Raw genomic sequence first — 14,644 nt, 5'->3', positions numbered from 1 at the left:
GGAGGACGAGTATGTTTGCTTCGGGCATAAATTTCGGTCTTGGCGAGGAGATCGAAGCCCTTCGTGATACGGTGCGCCGTTTCGCGGAAAGCCGCATTGCGCCGCTTGCCGCTGAAACCGACCGCAATAACGCATTTCCCATGCATCTGTGGCGTGAACTGGGTGAGCTGGGCGTGCTGGGCATTACCGCGCAGGAAGAATATGGCGGCGCGGGTCTCGGCTATCTCGCCCATTGCGTGGCCATGGAAGAGATCAGCCGCGCATCGGCCTCGATTGGCCTCAGCTATGGCGCGCATTCCAATCTCTGCGTCAACCAGATCAAGCGCAATGGTTCGCCTGAACAATGCGCGAAATATCTGCCAAAGCTCATTTCCGGCGAGCATGTCGGCGCGCTCGCCATGTCCGAGCCGGGGGCTGGATCGGACGTGGTTTCGATGAAGCTTCGCGCCGAAAAGCGCGGCGACAGATATGTGCTGAACGGCAACAAGATGTGGATCACCAACGGCCCGGATGCGGATGTGCTGGTGGTCTATGCCAAGACCGATCCGGCGGCGGGTTCGCGCGGGATCAGCGCCTTTATCGTGGAGAAAAGTTTCAAGGGTTTTTCGACCGCGCAAAAGCTCGACAAGCTTGGCATGCGCGGCTCCAACACCTGCGAGCTGGTGTTCGAAAATTGCGAAGTGCCTGCGGAAAACGTGCTGGGCGAGGTCGGCAGGGGCGTCAATGTGCTGATGTCCGGTCTCGATTATGAGCGTGTGGTGCTGGCGGGCGGGCCGCTTGGTATCATGGCGGCCTGCCTCGATGTCGTCGTGCCCTATGTGCATCAGCGCAAGCAGTTTGATCAGCCGATCGGTGAGTTCCAGCTGATGCAGGGCAAGCTGGCCGACATGTATGTGACCTTCAACGCCTCGCGTGCTTATACTTATGCGGTGGCGGCGGCCTGCGACCGGGGCGAGACGACACGCAAGGATGCGGCGGGCTGCATTCTTTATACGGCGGAAAATGCGACCCAGATGGCCTTGCAGGCCATCCAGTCGCTGGGCGGTAACGGCTATATCAACGATTATCCGACCGGGCGTCTGCTGCGCGACGCCAAGCTTTACGAAATCGGTGCAGGCACGTCGGAAATCCGGCGTATGCTGATCGGACGGGAATTGTTTCAGGAGACCCGTTGATGCCGGTTCTGAAATCCGAGATATCGACGCGCGGCGCTGCCTATCAGGCCAACCGCAAAGCCATGTTGGAAGCCATCGATATTGTAGCCGAGGCGTCTCGCCATGCCATCGATGGCGGTGGCGAGAAAGCGCGTGAACGTCACGTTTCTCGCGGAAAACTGCTTCCCCGTGACCGCGTCGCGCAATTGCTGGATCCGGGCTCGCCTTTTCTGGAAGTCGGTCTGACGGCGGGTCACGGCATGTATGGCGGGGCGGCCCCATCCGGCGGCATCATCACCGGCATCGGGCGCGTATCGGGCCGCGAATGCATGATCGTCTGCAACGATGCGACGGTGAAGGGCGGCACCTATTATCCGGTGACTGTAAAAAAGCATCTGCGCGCGCAGGAGATCGCGGGGGATAATCGCCTGCCTTGCATCTATCTGGTCGATTCCGGCGGGGCCAACCTGCCCAATCAGGATGAGGTGTTCCCGGATCGTGACCATTTCGGACGCATCTTCTACAATCAGGCGCAGATGTCGGCAGCGGGCATTCCGCAGGTCGCTGTGGTCATGGGGTCATGCACCGCAGGTGGTGCTTATGTGCCCGCCATGAGCGACGAGACGGTGATCGTGCGTAATCAGGGCACGATCTTTCTGGCTGGTCCGCCACTGGTGAAGGCCGCAACCGGCGAAGTGGTCACGGCGGAAGATCTCGGCGGCGGCGATGTGCATACAAGGCTTTCGGGCGTGGCCGATCATCTGGCCAATGACGACGCCCATGCCTTGCAGATTGCGCGCGCCATCGCAGCCAATCTCAACAGCGAGAAACGCTCCTTCATTCCGAAGGGCGACGGTGCTGCTCCGCTCTGCAATCCGGAGGAACTGCTCGGCGTGGTGTCCGCCGATACGCGCATTCCCTATGATGTGCGCGAAGTGATCGCACGGCTGGTCGATGGCTCGGATTTCGATGAGTTCAAGGCGCGCTATGGCGCTACGCTGGTTTGCGGCTTTGCCAGCATTTACGGGATGCCGGTGGGCATCATCGCCAATAATGGCGTGCTGTTTTCCGAAGCGGCCACCAAGGGCGCGCATTTCATCGAGCTTTGCTGTCAGCGGAATATTCCGCTGATCTTCCTGCAAAATATCACCGGCTTCATGGTCGGGCGCAAATATGAGGCCGAAGGCATCGCCAAGCATGGCGCAAAGCTGGTGACGGCGGTGGCGACGGCCAATGTCCCGAAGATCACCATGCTGATTGGCGCATCCTATGGCGCGGGCAATTATGGCATGGCGGGGCGGGCCTATTCGCCGCGCTTCCTGTGGACCTGGCCGAACAGCCGCATTGCGGTGATGGGTGGTGAACAGGCGGCGGGCGTGCTGGCGACCGTGAAGCGCGACGGGATCGAGCGCAGCGGCGGAACATGGCCGGCGGAAGAGGAAGCGGAGTTCAAGCGCCCGACTCTCGAAATGTTCGAACGCCAGAGCCATCCGCTCTATGCCTCGGCGCGGCTTTGGGATGACGGTATTGTCGATCCGCGCAAGAGCCGCGAAGTGCTTGGTCTGTCGCTTTCCGCAACCTTGAACGCGCCGGTCGAGCCGACGCGCTTCGGCTTGTTCAGAATGTGAGGGGAGCGCGGGATGAGGAAAAGTGTAAAGCGGTTTTCCGCCCGCATCCCGCGAGGGCAAGAATGATGTTCAAAAAGATACTGATTGCCAATCGCGGGGAAATTGCCTGTCGGGTCATCCGCACGGCGCGGGAATTCGGTATCGCCACGGTGGCGATTTATTCCGATGCCGACGCCCATGCGCTGCATGTGGAAATGGCTGACGAGGCGGTGCGCGTCGGCCCTGCCATTTCCGCGCAGAGCTATCTGAATGTCGAGGCGATCATCAAGGCCGCGAAGGAAACCGGCGCGCAGGCAATCCATCCGGGCTATGGCTTTCTCTCGGAAAATGCCGGGTTTGTAGATGCTGTTGAGGCGGCGGGCTTGGTCTTTATCGGACCATCGGCGAAGGCCATTCGCGCCATGGGGTTGAAGGATGCCGCCAAGGCGCTGATGGAAAAAGCCGGTGTGCCGGTCGTGCCGGGCTATCACGGCGACAATCAGGACGGCGCTTTTCTCAAAAGCGAGGCGGACCGCATCGGCTATCCCGTGCTCATCAAGGCGCGCGCAGGCGGCGGCGGCAAGGGCATGCGCCGTGTCGATAAGGCGGCGGATTTCGCAGCAGCGCTTGACAGTGCGCGCCGCGAGGCGGAAGCCTCGTTCGGCGACGGCGCGGTGCTGGTTGAAAAATACATGACGAAGCCGCGCCATATCGAGGTGCAGGTCTTTGGCGATAATCACGGCAATGCGGTGCATCTTTTCGAGCGCGATTGCTCGCTGCAACGCCGCCACCAGAAGGTGATTGAGGAAGCGCCTGCGCCCGGCATGACGCCGGATATGCGCGCTGCCATGGGCGAGGCGGCGGTGAAGGCAGCCTTGGCCATTGGCTATTCCGGCGCGGGAACGGTGGAATTCATCGCCGATGTGTCGGAAGGGCTGCGGCCTGACCGTTTCTTCTTCATGGAAATGAACACGCGCTTGCAGGTGGAGCATCCGGTGACGGAAGCCATCACCGGCCTTGATCTGGTCGAATGGCAATTGCGGGTCGCTTCCGGTGAAAAGCTGCCGAAACGTCAGGACGAGCTCGCCATTCATGGCTGGGCCTTCGAGGCGCGGCTTTATGCGGAAGACCCGGCGCGCGACTTTCTGCCGGCAACCGGCAAGCTTGCGCTGTTCGCGCCTCCTGAAAATGCCCGTGTCGATTCCGGTGTACGGACCGGCGATACGATCACACCGTTCTACGATCCGATGATCGCGAAGATCATCGTTCATGGCCGGGATCGCGACGAAGCGCTGAACCGGCTCGACGCGGCGCTGGGCAAGACCCGTATTGCGGGGCTCGTTACCAATCGTCAGTTCCTGTCGGCGCTCTGCAAACTGGAGGTGTTTCGCAACGGCGATGTCGATACCGGGCTGATTGCTCGCGAGGCGGCAGCGCTTTTCGCCGATGAACAGCCTTCGCAAATCGCCGTTGGGCTGGCGGCGCTCGGCGCGCTCGACCTGCTGGATGCGCCAGTGAATGGTGATCCATGGTCGGGCCTGCGCGGTTTCCGGTTATGGGACGACGCATCGCGCTCGGCGCTGCTCGATTATCACGGCGAGCGCCGGTCAATCCGCTTCACGATCAATGATCAGGGGCGTTTCGGCTTCGATTTCGGCACTGTCGAAATCCGCAGCCACAAAAACGGTCTGGTTCGGTTTTCCGTCGATGGCCACGTGTCGGAAGCGTCCGTCCTGCGCATCGGGCAGGACGTGACGGTGCAGTTCGACGGGCGCGATACCATATTTCATCATGTGCTGTCTGTCGGGGCGGAAGATGACGCCGCCACCGAAAGCCGCATTCTGGCGCCGATGCCGGGACTGGTGCGGCTTGTGTCCGCTGTGGAGGGCGCCAGCGTTGCCAAAGGCGATCCGCTGGTGACGATGGAAGCAATGAAGATGGAACTGTCACTGACCGCGCCGCGCGACGGCAAGATCACATCCATCACCGTTGTGGCTGGCGATCAGGTCAGTGAAGGCGCGCTGCTTGTCGAATTGGAGGAAGACCATGGCTGATCATGTCGAAATCGTTGAAATGGCAGCACGCGACGGGCTGCAAAACGAGAAGCGCTTTGTGCCGACGGCTGACAAGATCGCGCTGATCGACCGCCTGTCCGGCTGTGGTTATGCCCGCATCGAGGCGACGAGTTTCGTCAGCCCGAAATGGGTCCCGCAACTGGCCGATGCGGCAGAGGTGATGGCTGGCATTCGCCGCGCCGATAGCGTGCGCTATTCGGTGCTCGTGCCGAACATGAAGGGCTATGAAGCCGCCGCCGCTGCCAATGCGGACGAGGTTGCGGTTTTCATTTCCGCCTCGGAAGGCTTTTCCAAGGCCAATATCAACTGCACGATTGCGGAAAGCATCGAACGCCTGTCGCCGGTGATCGGCGCGGCGATCAATGACGGTTTGGCGATACGCGGCTATGTCAGCTGCGCCATCGAATGCCCCTATGACGGACCGACCGCGCCGCAGGCGGTAGCCGATGTCACCGAGCAGCTTTTTTCGCTTGGTTGCCACGAGGTGAGCCTTGGTGACACGATTGGGCGCGGTACGCCGGATAAGGTCGCGGCCATGCTGGATGCGGTGTTGGCCATTGCGCCCGCGCATAGCCTCGCTGGCCATTATCACGATACGGGCGGTCGTGCGCTCGACAATATCCGCATCAGTCTGGAAAAGGGCTTGCGGGTGTTCGATGCATCCGTTGGTGGTCTGGGCGGGTGCCCGTTTGCGCCGGGCGCCAAGGGCAATGTCGATACGGTTTCCGTTGTCGAAATGCTGCATGAAATGGGTTTTGAAACCGGGCTTAATCTGGACAAGCTGCGGTCGGCTGCATTGTTCGCGCAGGCGCTGCGTCAGGATAAAGCCGCATGAGCGATTTTGAGACCATCAATGTTTCAGTTGACGCACGCGGCGTTGCAACGCTGACGCTGAACCGGCCGGAGCAACACAACGTGCTGTCCGGTCTGATGATTGATGAGCTGACCACGGCGACGCTACATCTGGCGGATGATCCCAAAGTCAGGATCGTGGTGCTGACCGGCGCGGGCAAGAGCTTTTGCGCGGGCGGCGATCTTGGCTGGATGCAGGCGCAGGTGAATGCCAGCCGTGCGCAGCGGATCGAGGAAGCACGCAAGCTCGCTTTGATGCTGAAGGCGCTTCGCGATCTGCCAAAACCGCTGATCGGGCGTGTCAACGGTCAGGCCTATGGCGGCGGCGTTGGCCTTATCAGCGTCTGCGATGCAGCCATCGGCGTGTCCAGTGCGCGCTTCGGGCTGACGGAGACAAAGCTTGGCCTGATACCGGCAACCATCAGCCCCTATGTTATGGCGCGCATCGGTCAGGCGAATGCGCTACGCATGTTTACTTCTGCCAGATTGTTCGACGCGCAGGAGGCAATGCGCATCGGCCTGCTGCACGGCGTGGTCGAGGCTGAACAGCTGGATGCGGCGGTGGAAGAGGAGATAAAGCCTTATTTTTCTACCGCACCAGCGGCGGTTGCGGCGTCGAAACGGCTCGTCCACGCGCTGGTCGCGCCGATTGACGAAGCTGTCATCGATATGACGCTCAACCGTCTTGCCGATACATGGGAAACACCGGAGGCCGCGGAAGGGATCGCGGCCTTTTTTGCGAAACAATCACCATCATGGAAGGGAGGGAACGCATAAAAGGGAGGAGCCGATTTTCGTTGTAGTTGTGGGTACTTGGCCCCTTGCAATCGAAAGCCGGAAATGCATTCTTAGCACATCACGAAAGCGGTTCCCGTTTTGGAGCAGTTTTCCGAAACCGCTGAAGCTGTTTTGGATAATATTATGGCTCCAGTCCCTTTTGGGGTGCGGAGCGGCACGCTTTTGGATCGACCCTTTGCGATCGTAAGATGAAACAAAAGGGAGGGCCCGGCAATTCGGCAGCATATGAGCGCTGAGAATTGACCGGATGGGTTGCCATCATGGGTTAGATGAGGGCGCGTCCCTGGACGCCGCCCCACCAAAGGAGAAAAAGAATGAACCTGAAACTTCTGTCCAGCGTAGCTTTTGCCGCGACACTCGGTTTTGCCAGCGCCGCTTATGCGGATATCACCATCGGCGTTGTTGCGCCGCTGACGGGTCCGGTTGCCGCTTTCGGCGATCAGGTGAAGAAAGGCGCAGAAACCGCTGCCGAAGTCATCAACAAGGCTGGCGGCATCAAGGGAGAGAAAATCGTTCTGAAGTTTGCCGACGATGCCGGTGAACCGAAGCAGGGCGTTTCCGCCGCGAACCAGATCGTCGGCGACGGCATCAAGTTCGTTGTTGGTCCGGTCACGACCGGTGTCGCCATTCCGGTCTCCGATGTTTTCTCGGAAAATGGCGTGCTGATGGTCACCCCGACCGCCACCGGTCCGGATCTGACCGCACGCAAGCTGGAAAATGTGTTCCGCACCTGCGGCCGCGACGACCAGCAGGCTGAAGTCATGGCTGAGTATGTCCTCAAGAACTTCAAGGACAAGAAGGTCGCTGTGATCCACGACAAGGGCGCCTATGGCAAGGGTCTGGCCGACGCTTTCAAGGCTGCGATCAACAAGGGCGGTATTACGGAAGTGCATTACGATTCCGTCACCCCGGGCGACAAGGATTTCAGCGCACTGGTGACCAAGCTGAAGTCGGCAGGCGCGGATGTCGTGTATTTCGGCGGCTACCATGCTGAAGGCGGTCTCTTGTCGCGTCAGCTGCATGACGCTGGCCTACAGGCTCTGGTGCTGGGCGGCGAAGGCCTGTCCAATACCGAATATTGGGCAATCGGCGGCACCAATGCGCAGGGCACGCTCTTCACCAACGCCAAGGACGCCACCAAGAACCCGGCTTCCAAGGACGCTATCGAAGCGCTTAAGGCCAAGGGTATCCCGGCTGAAGCTTTCACCATGAACGCTTATGCTGCTGTTGAAGTCATCAAGGCTGGTATTGAAAGCGCCGGTTCGGCTGATGATTCCGCTGCCGTTGCTAAGGCACTGCATGACGGCAAGCCTATCGAAACCGCAATCGGCACGCTGACTTACGGCGAGAACGGCGACCTCAGCTCGCCGAGCTTCGACATCTTCAAGTGGGATGACGGCAAGATCGTCGGCCTCGAATAAGACGCCACGTCAAGACTACAAGAAACGCCGGGCTTGTCCCGGCGTTTTTGCGTTCAGGTGGGAGACGAAGCCTCAGGAATCAGGAAATCCGAGGGCTGGTTCAAGTTCTTCGAACGTCTCTTCCATCGCGCGGGTTGGGCTCAATGGAAACCCGAAATGACCATAGGCGATGGACATCTGCTGTTCTGCCTTGCGTTCGCCGCCTTTGGAAATAGCCGCCACATAAAGCGCTGCCGCGAGGCCGGTGCGATCCGAGCCCGACTTGCAGTGAATAAGGATCGGCTTTTCTGCACTCTGCATCAGCGCTATCAATTCCCGTGCGCGCTGCGGCGTCAGCCGCTTACTGGCCGACATCTCAAAATCAACGTGCTGGATGCCGAGCGCCTCGGAAGTTTCGATTTCTCGATCATACCAGTGCGATCCCGGTTCGGGCCCGCGCAGATTGATGATGGTCTTGATGCCATAGGCTTTTTGCAGCGTAGCAATTCGCGCAGGATCGGGCTGGTTTGCGCGATAGGCCTCTCCGGGCACAATCGCATGAACGTTGCCGTTATACTGGATCGTATACAAATAGCCGCCCAACACACTCGCGCTCACCAAAGCAGCAAGCGCGCCAAGTTTGACGCGATTAAACGACCACCGGGCGTATCTTTTGAAAAAGCTCATGTGAACGCTTTAAAAGAGTTTTATGAAATAAATACCATCGCCATTTTTTGCTTGGCTTTGGCTGAACATAGAGTAAGAATGAGACTTATTCTTGTTCGGCCTCCTAATATTCTGGCCGTTTTTTCGAATAGTTGCATATTTTTTTATAACGGGCGACGGCAATAAGCCGTCAGGGGCAAGCATTTGCATCAGTTGCGTGGCGTCAGTCGAAGTTGCGTTGGTTTTCCATGGCTTAAGCCTTGGTTAACCATAAGTGTCTAGTCTGAAATCATGAAGAACTGGGGCAGTTAGCGGAGCAGGTTTATGCAGCGCTACAGATTTGACGATAAAATGATTCTGACGGAAGCGATTGTCGAGCTTCTCAACCGGGGTGTTGAACGCGATGATCTCGATCTGGTCTTGAGCCGGATTGGTCCGGTGGATCTCGACTTGATGCATCAGTGTCTGATCGAGGTTTGGAACTATAATCATCCCGAATATGCCGAAACGGCGATGGCCGCCTGATATCGGAGGCCTGTTTCGGCAAGTGATTCTCCGCCTCATGGCAGGATTTTCGGGAATGTCACAATCTTGAAACGGAGCGGTTTTATATCTGGCTCCGTATCGGGAATTCACCTGGGAAGGCGACCGCGGATGAACCGGCGTCAACTCAGGTGAAAGCGGAAGGTCGGGTCCATCCCGGCCTTTTTCGTTTTGGTTCGCTTGCGTCTGGCTTTCCGTTTTTCGGGCAGGCGCGAATGGACGCAAGAAGCAGTGCTCCCATAAACGGATAGGCTCCATGATACGCCACATTGTTCTTATCAAGTTCAAGCCGGAACTCGGTGGCGCAGCCATCGATCAGGCGCTGGCTTCGGTCGTTGCTCTCAAGGGCAAGATCGACGGCATCATTTCCGTGACCACCGGGACCAACAACAGCCCCGAGAGGCTGGAAAAAGGCTTTCGCCACGGCTTTGTGGTGGATTTTGCCGATGCTGCGGCGCGCGACGCCTATCTCCCGCATCCAGAACACGTTACGGTCGGAAAGGGCCTTGTCGAAGCCGCCGAAGGTGGTCTGAATGGCATTCTGGTCTTCGATTACGAAATCTGAGTAATCTATAACATAAAACCGCCGGCACTCTCGCGGGACAGGACTATGTCCTGGCCGATGTCGCCTGGCTGAAAACGGGTTGCCAGTACGCCTTCGAAACCAGCCCTACGCAGAGCCCCGCAGTGTGCACCGGGCAATATGGGCCCTTACGCCCCACACGATCTAGATTGTTTGGAGCCCGTTCCAATTTTTGAGTCAGCCTCTTAGTCGCGTCCCGGGCGACGTCACAATGTCTTTGTTGTGTCGTGAATGATGCGCATATAACTGGATTTATCCGTTAGTCCTACTTGCACGCGTGGAGAAGAGCGTTTAGAGCGCATCCCGAAAAGTGTGAAACGGTTTTCGGGATGCGCGCTCAATAAACACGTTGAGCGCAGATCTGATTTAAATCGGATGTAAATGCGCTCGAAGTCACCGCCGCGTCGGCGCTGCAGAGGTTCTATTCCCTGGCATCAGACGGTTGCGGAGCCATCTGTTTCCGCCAATTGGAGTCCGTTTTGCGGGGTTTTGACCGCGACATTACGATCCAGCACAAATTTCTCCAGACAGGTGACAAACTGAATTATTCGATATAACGGTACGTTTGGAATTTTCAGAATTTACCGAAAACTGGAAAACGACATACGTGCCGGTTTTGACGCTCGCGACAAGATGAACCTCTGCGGTTCCCATTGTCAGGGCTGCCTGGAAGGGATTTCAGGTTCAAAACCACACTGAGACGAAATCGCTCTGGTGCGATCTGAAGAACCGAGACGTCTGACCGCAATCATTCGCGGCGGCGGGTTTCGGATTTTCAGATCGCATCAGTGCAGGATGGAAAGACAAATGAAACTCGGCATCCCTCGGACGATCGCTTCGTTCGCCGTACTGGCCCTGACTGCGTTTCTTGCCGGCTGCGAGAACCAGGTTCTTCTTTCTCCAAAGGGAGAGGTCGGCGTGGCGGAACGCGATCTCATCCTTTTCGCGACCGGCCTCATGCTGCTCGTTGTGCTGCCCGTCATCTTCATGACGCTGTTCTTCGCCTGGAAGTACCGCGCCACGAATGAAAAGGCGGATTATCAGCCCGACTGGCACCACTCGACCAAGATCGAACTGGGCGTCTGGCTCATTCCTCTGGCGATCATCGTGGTTCTCGGCACGGTCACCTGGATCAGCACGCATAAGCTCGATCCGTACCGCCCGCTGGAATCCAGCGTGAAGCCGATCAATGTCGAAGTGGTTGCGCTCGACTGGAAATGGCTTTTCATCTATCCCGATCAAGGCATTGCCACCGTCAATGAAATGGCGATGCCCGTCGATGTTCCGGTCAACTTCAAGCTGACCTCCAGCAACATCATGAACTCCTTCTTCATTCCGCAACTGGGCAGCATGGTCTACACCATGCCGAGCATGCAGACGAAGCTGCATCTCGTCGCCAACCATGAAGGCGAGTTCGACGGCATTTCCGCCAATTATAGCGGTCAGGGCTTTGCCCAGATGCGCTTCAAGGCGCATGCCTATAATCAGGCCGACTTCGACAAGTGGGTTGCCGACGTGAAGGCCAAGGGCGAAGAACTGGGCCGCGATCGCTATGCGTCGCTGGTTCAGCCGAGCGAAAAGCATGCGGTGCAATTCTTCACCTATAATGACAAGGCGCTGTTCCACGACATCGTGAATCGCTGCTGGGACGGCAAGTCCGTCTGCATGGATGACGAAATGCACCGTCAGCAGATGATCCGTGAAGCACGCGCAAACCTGCGCAAGTCTTCGCCTGTCGATTTCAGCCAGTGGGCGAGCGACATCATCTGTGCAGTCGCGCCGCAGCGCCTGTCGCAGCTCGAAAACTGATCTGCCTTTGCGCCGTGATCTCGCATGAGGTCGCGGCCATTCGCATTCAATCTTTTGTTTCACGCGGTTCCGGAATGAAGGCCGTTAGCGGCTTTCCCGGAATTGCTCCAATCGAAGCGTGATAAAAATGTTCGGAAAACTTACGCTCGAAGCGATCCCGTACCACGAGCCAATCATCATGGTCACATTGGCCGCGGTGGCTGGCGGTGCGCTCGCTATTCTGGCAGCCATCACCTATTACGGCAAATGGGCTCCGCTCTGGAAAGACTGGCTGACGTCGGTCGATCACAAGCGTATCGGCATCATGTACATCATTCTGGCTTTCGTGATGCTGTTCCGCGGCTTCTCGGACGCCGTGATGATGCGTGCGCAGCAGGCTCTCGCCTCGGGCGCGAATGAAGGCTTTTTGCCCCCGCATCACTACGACCAGATCTTCACTGCGCATGGCGTGATCATGATCTTCTTCGTGGCGATGCCTTTCGTCGTCGGTCTGATGAACTTTGCCGTTCCGCTCCAGATCGGCGCGCGCGACGTTGCTTTCCCCTACCTCAACTCGCTGAGCTTCTGGCTCACGGTCGCCGGTGCGATTTTGATCAACCTGTCGCTCGGCATCGGCGAATTCGCCAAGACCGGCTGGCTTGCTTATCCGCCGCTGTCCGGCAAGGAATTCAGCCCGGATGTCGGCGTGGATTACTATATCTGGGCCTTGCAGATTTCGGGTATGGGGACGCTGCTTTCAGGCGTCAACCTGATCACGACCATCATCAAGATGCGCGCGCCCGGCATGGGCATGATGCAGGTTCCGGTCTTCACCTGGACCGCGCTCTGCTCGAACGTGCTGATCGTCGCGGCCTTCCCGATCCTCACGGTCACGCTGGCCCTGCTGTCGCTGGACCGCTATCTGGATTTCCACTTCTTCACCAATGATGCTGGTGGTAATCCGATGATGTATGTGAACCTGATCTGGATCTGGGGTCACCCGGAAGTCTACATCCTCATCCTGCCTGCTTTCGGTGTCTTCTCCGAAATCATCGCGACCTTCTCCGGCAAGCGTCTGTTCGGCTACAAGTCGATGGTTTACGCAACCGTTGCCATTACGGTCCTGTCGTTCCTCGTCTGGGTGCACCACTTCTTCACCATGGGCGGCGGCGCCAATGTCAACGCCTTCTTCGGCGTGGCGACGATGATCATCTCGATCCCGACGGGTGCGAAGGTCTTCAACTGGCTGTTCACGATGTATAAGGGCCGCGTCCGCATGGAAACGCCGGTTCTGTGGACCATCGGCTTCATGTGCACCTTCGTGGTCGGCGGCATGACGGGCGTTCTGCTTGCTGTTCCGCCTGCGGATTTCGTGCTGCACAACTCGGTGTTCCTGATCGCCCACTTCCACAATGTGATCATCTCGGGCGTGCTGTTCGGCTGCTTCGCCGGTCTCGTCTACTGGTGGCCGAAGGCTTTCGGCTTCAAGCTGAACGAACGTCTGGGTCGCAACGCATTCTGGTGCTGGCTGGTCGGCTTCATCATGGCCTTCATGCCGCTCTACGTCCTCGGCCTGATGGGTATGACCCGTCGTCTGAACCACACCGAAAATCCGGCATGGCACATCTATCTGATCATCGCCGCCGTCGGCGTTGCGATCATCCTGTGCGGTATCGTGTTCCAGGTTCTGCAGATCGCCGTTTCGATCCGCGACCGCGAAAAGCTGCGCGACAACAACGGCGACAGCTGGGGTACGGGCCGTACGCTGGAATGGTCGCTGGCTTCGCCGCCTGCATTCTACAACTTCGCTGAAGTGCCGCATGTCCGCGATCATGACAGCTGGTGGGACATGAAGCAGAACGGCTATGTGCGCCGCACGGAAAAGTTCGCGCGCATCCACATGCCGAAGAACACCGGCACCGGTTTCATCATCGGCATCATGAATGTTCCGCTCGGCTTTGCGCTGGTGTGGCACATCTGGTGGCTGGCGATCGCCGCTGCCGTGGGTGTGCTGGCGGTTGCCATCATTCACTCGTTCAACAATGACAGAGACTATTACGTCTCGGCCGAAGAAGTGCAGAGCGTCGAAGACCTCCGCACCCGGCAACTGACGGCTCAGGAGGCTTGATCCATGAGCGCTAGCATTTCCACTGCTGCTCCGTTCACGGGCGGTAACGAGCATCCCGCTCACGAGGACCATCAGGATGCAGGGTCGACCACGCTGGTCGGCTTCTGGATCTACCTGATGAGCGACTGCGTCCTGTTCTCGGGCCTGTTTGCAACCTACGCCGTTCTGGCGCACCAGTTTGCGGGCGGCCCGACCGGCCGTGAACTCTTCGACCTGCAGTTTGTGTTGACCGAAACCATGCTGCTGCTGGTCTCGTCGCTGACTTACGGTCTGGCGACGCTGTCCATGTACAAGAAGAACCGCGCGGGCCTGCTATTCTGGTTGGGCGTTACCTTCCTGCTCGGCGCGGCCTTCCTCGCAATGGAAGTCTATGAGTTCAATCACCTGATCCATGAGGGCGCAGGTCCGGGCCGCAGCGCGTTCCTTTCGGCTTTCTTCGCGCTGGTGGGAACCCACGGTCTTCATATCACGTCCGGCCTGATCTGGATTCTGGTGCTTTCCGCCCAGCTTCTGCGTGACGGTCTGACGGAAAAGAACCAGACGCGCGTGATGTGCCTCAGCCTCTTCTGGCACTTCCTGGACATCATCTGGATTGGCGTCTTTACCCTTGTCTATCTGCTGGGTGTACTGTGATGAGCTCTGCACACGAAACACACGATCACGCCGCGACCCATAACGCGCATGGCAGCCTGAAGTCCTATCTGATCGGCTTCGTGCTGGCGGTTATCCTCACCGTCGTTCCCTTCCTTCTGGCGATGAACGGCTATTTCACGCCTGCCACGACCGCAGCCGTTGTTCTCGGCATCGCCGTCGTTCAGATCCTGGTGCATCTGGTTTACTTCCTGCACCTCGATCCGAAGTCGGAAGGTGGCTGGAACATTCTGGCGCTCATCTTCACGGTCATCATTCTGGCTATCGTGCTTGCAGGCTCCATCTGGGTCATGCATCACCTCGATACCAATATGATGCCGATGTACATGTCGCCCGACGACGTGCGCAACTTGCCTTAACTGGCTTGCCAATCGCGGCTTTATCCTCCCTCTCTCCCCC

At 58.3% G+C, this 14,644-nt stretch carries 14 protein-coding genes; 12 read left to right on the top strand and 2 right to left on the bottom strand.

Translation table 11 applies throughout. The features are described 5' to 3' along the window. Positions 1 to 11 precede the first annotated feature (11 nt). Both JAU75_RS06875 and JAU75_RS06870 read left to right on the top strand, forming a co-directional pair. Entirely contained in the window at positions 12 to 1,175 is a 1,164-nt protein-coding gene (locus JAU75_RS06875; RefSeq protein ID WP_199055730.1) for an isovaleryl-CoA dehydrogenase, read from the top strand. Continuing rightward, the gene (locus tag JAU75_RS06870; protein ID WP_199055729.1) at positions 1,175 to 2,782 is read left to right on the top strand and encodes a carboxyl transferase domain-containing protein; all 1,608 of its coding nucleotides are present in this window, start codon (positions 1,175 to 1,177) and stop codon (positions 2,780 to 2,782) included. The genes JAU75_RS06875 and JAU75_RS06870 overlap by 1 nt, the downstream gene beginning before the upstream one ends. Here the strand turns inward: JAU75_RS06870 and JAU75_RS24220 are convergent. Further along, positions 2,772 to 2,900 carry a lipoprotein gene (locus JAU75_RS24220; protein WP_371836119.1) on the bottom strand — a complete coding sequence of 43 codons (129 nt, stop codon included), beginning with the start codon at positions 2,898 to 2,900 and terminating at the stop codon, positions 2,772 to 2,774. The genes JAU75_RS06870 and JAU75_RS24220 overlap by 11 nt on opposite strands. Here JAU75_RS24220 and JAU75_RS06865 point away from each other — a divergent pair. From JAU75_RS06865 to JAU75_RS06850, 4 genes are all read left to right on the top strand, one after another. After that, on the top strand, positions 2,848 to 4,815 hold the full coding sequence (locus JAU75_RS06865; RefSeq protein ID WP_199056024.1) for an acetyl/propionyl/methylcrotonyl-CoA carboxylase subunit alpha: 1,968 nt from the start codon (positions 2,848 to 2,850) through the stop codon (positions 4,813 to 4,815). The two genes, JAU75_RS24220 and JAU75_RS06865, sit on opposite strands and share 53 nt — an antisense overlap. Beyond that, positions 4,808 to 5,671, top strand: coding sequence for a hydroxymethylglutaryl-CoA lyase (locus JAU75_RS06860; RefSeq protein ID WP_199055727.1), 864 nt, complete (start codon positions 4,808 to 4,810; stop codon positions 5,669 to 5,671). Before JAU75_RS06865 ends, JAU75_RS06860 begins: the two co-directional genes overlap by 8 nt. After that, positions 5,668 to 6,465, top strand: a complete 798-nt coding sequence (locus JAU75_RS06855) for a crotonase/enoyl-CoA hydratase family protein (protein ID WP_199055725.1) — start codon at positions 5,668 to 5,670, stop codon at positions 6,463 to 6,465. The genes JAU75_RS06860 and JAU75_RS06855 overlap by 4 nt, the downstream gene beginning before the upstream one ends. Positions 6,466 to 6,800: 335 nt before the next feature. Further along, positions 6,801 to 7,907: a branched-chain amino acid ABC transporter substrate-binding protein gene (locus JAU75_RS06850; RefSeq protein ID WP_199055723.1), complete on the top strand. Its 1,107-nt coding sequence runs from the start codon at positions 6,801 to 6,803 to the stop codon at positions 7,905 to 7,907. Positions 7,908 to 7,979: 72 nt separating this feature from the next. Here the strand turns inward: JAU75_RS06850 and JAU75_RS06845 are convergent, their stop codons facing one another. Continuing rightward, positions 7,980 to 8,573: a tyrosine-protein phosphatase gene (locus JAU75_RS06845; RefSeq protein ID WP_199055721.1), complete on the bottom strand. Its 594-nt coding sequence runs from the start codon at positions 8,571 to 8,573 to the stop codon at positions 7,980 to 7,982. Between the two features lie 303 nt (positions 8,574 to 8,876). Here JAU75_RS06845 and JAU75_RS06840 point away from each other — a divergent pair, with 303 nt between their 5' ends. The 6 genes from JAU75_RS06840 to cyoD all read left to right on the top strand — a co-directional run bounded on the left by JAU75_RS06840 (position 8,877) and on the right by cyoD (position 14,604). After that, a complete protein-coding gene (locus tag JAU75_RS06840) occupies positions 8,877 to 9,077 on the top strand; it encodes a hypothetical protein (protein WP_199055719.1) in 201 nt (66 codons plus the stop codon). Between the two features lie 274 nt (positions 9,078 to 9,351). Next, on the top strand, positions 9,352 to 9,660 hold the full coding sequence (locus tag JAU75_RS06835; RefSeq protein ID WP_199055718.1) for a Dabb family protein: 309 nt from the start codon (positions 9,352 to 9,354) through the stop codon (positions 9,658 to 9,660). Between the two features lie 825 nt (positions 9,661 to 10,485). Beyond that, the gene (gene cyoA / locus JAU75_RS06830) at positions 10,486 to 11,487 is read left to right on the top strand and encodes a ubiquinol oxidase subunit II (RefSeq protein ID WP_199055716.1); all 1,002 of its coding nucleotides are present in this window, start codon (positions 10,486 to 10,488) and stop codon (positions 11,485 to 11,487) included. A 127-nt stretch (positions 11,488 to 11,614) separates the two neighbouring features. Then, positions 11,615 to 13,594 carry a cytochrome o ubiquinol oxidase subunit I gene (gene cyoB, locus JAU75_RS06825; RefSeq protein WP_199055714.1) on the top strand — a complete coding sequence of 660 codons (1,980 nt, stop codon included), beginning with the start codon at positions 11,615 to 11,617 and terminating at the stop codon, positions 13,592 to 13,594. Positions 13,595 to 13,597: 3 nt separating this feature from the next. Then, positions 13,598 to 14,227: a cytochrome o ubiquinol oxidase subunit III gene (gene cyoC, locus JAU75_RS06820; protein ID WP_199055712.1), complete on the top strand. Its 630-nt coding sequence runs from the start codon at positions 13,598 to 13,600 to the stop codon at positions 14,225 to 14,227. Then, on the top strand, positions 14,227 to 14,604 hold the full coding sequence (cyoD, locus tag JAU75_RS06815; RefSeq protein WP_199055711.1) for a cytochrome o ubiquinol oxidase subunit IV: 378 nt from the start codon (positions 14,227 to 14,229) through the stop codon (positions 14,602 to 14,604). Before cyoC ends, cyoD begins: the two co-directional genes overlap by 1 nt. The last annotated feature ends 40 nt before the right edge of the window (positions 14,605 to 14,644 follow it).

Source organism: Ochrobactrum sp. Q0168 (assembly GCF_016427605.1).
Classification (GTDB): domain Bacteria; phylum Pseudomonadota; class Alphaproteobacteria; order Rhizobiales; family Rhizobiaceae; genus Brucella.
The sequence above is the reverse complement of the archived record's forward strand: the minus strand, read 5'-3'. Positions and strand labels throughout refer to the sequence as shown.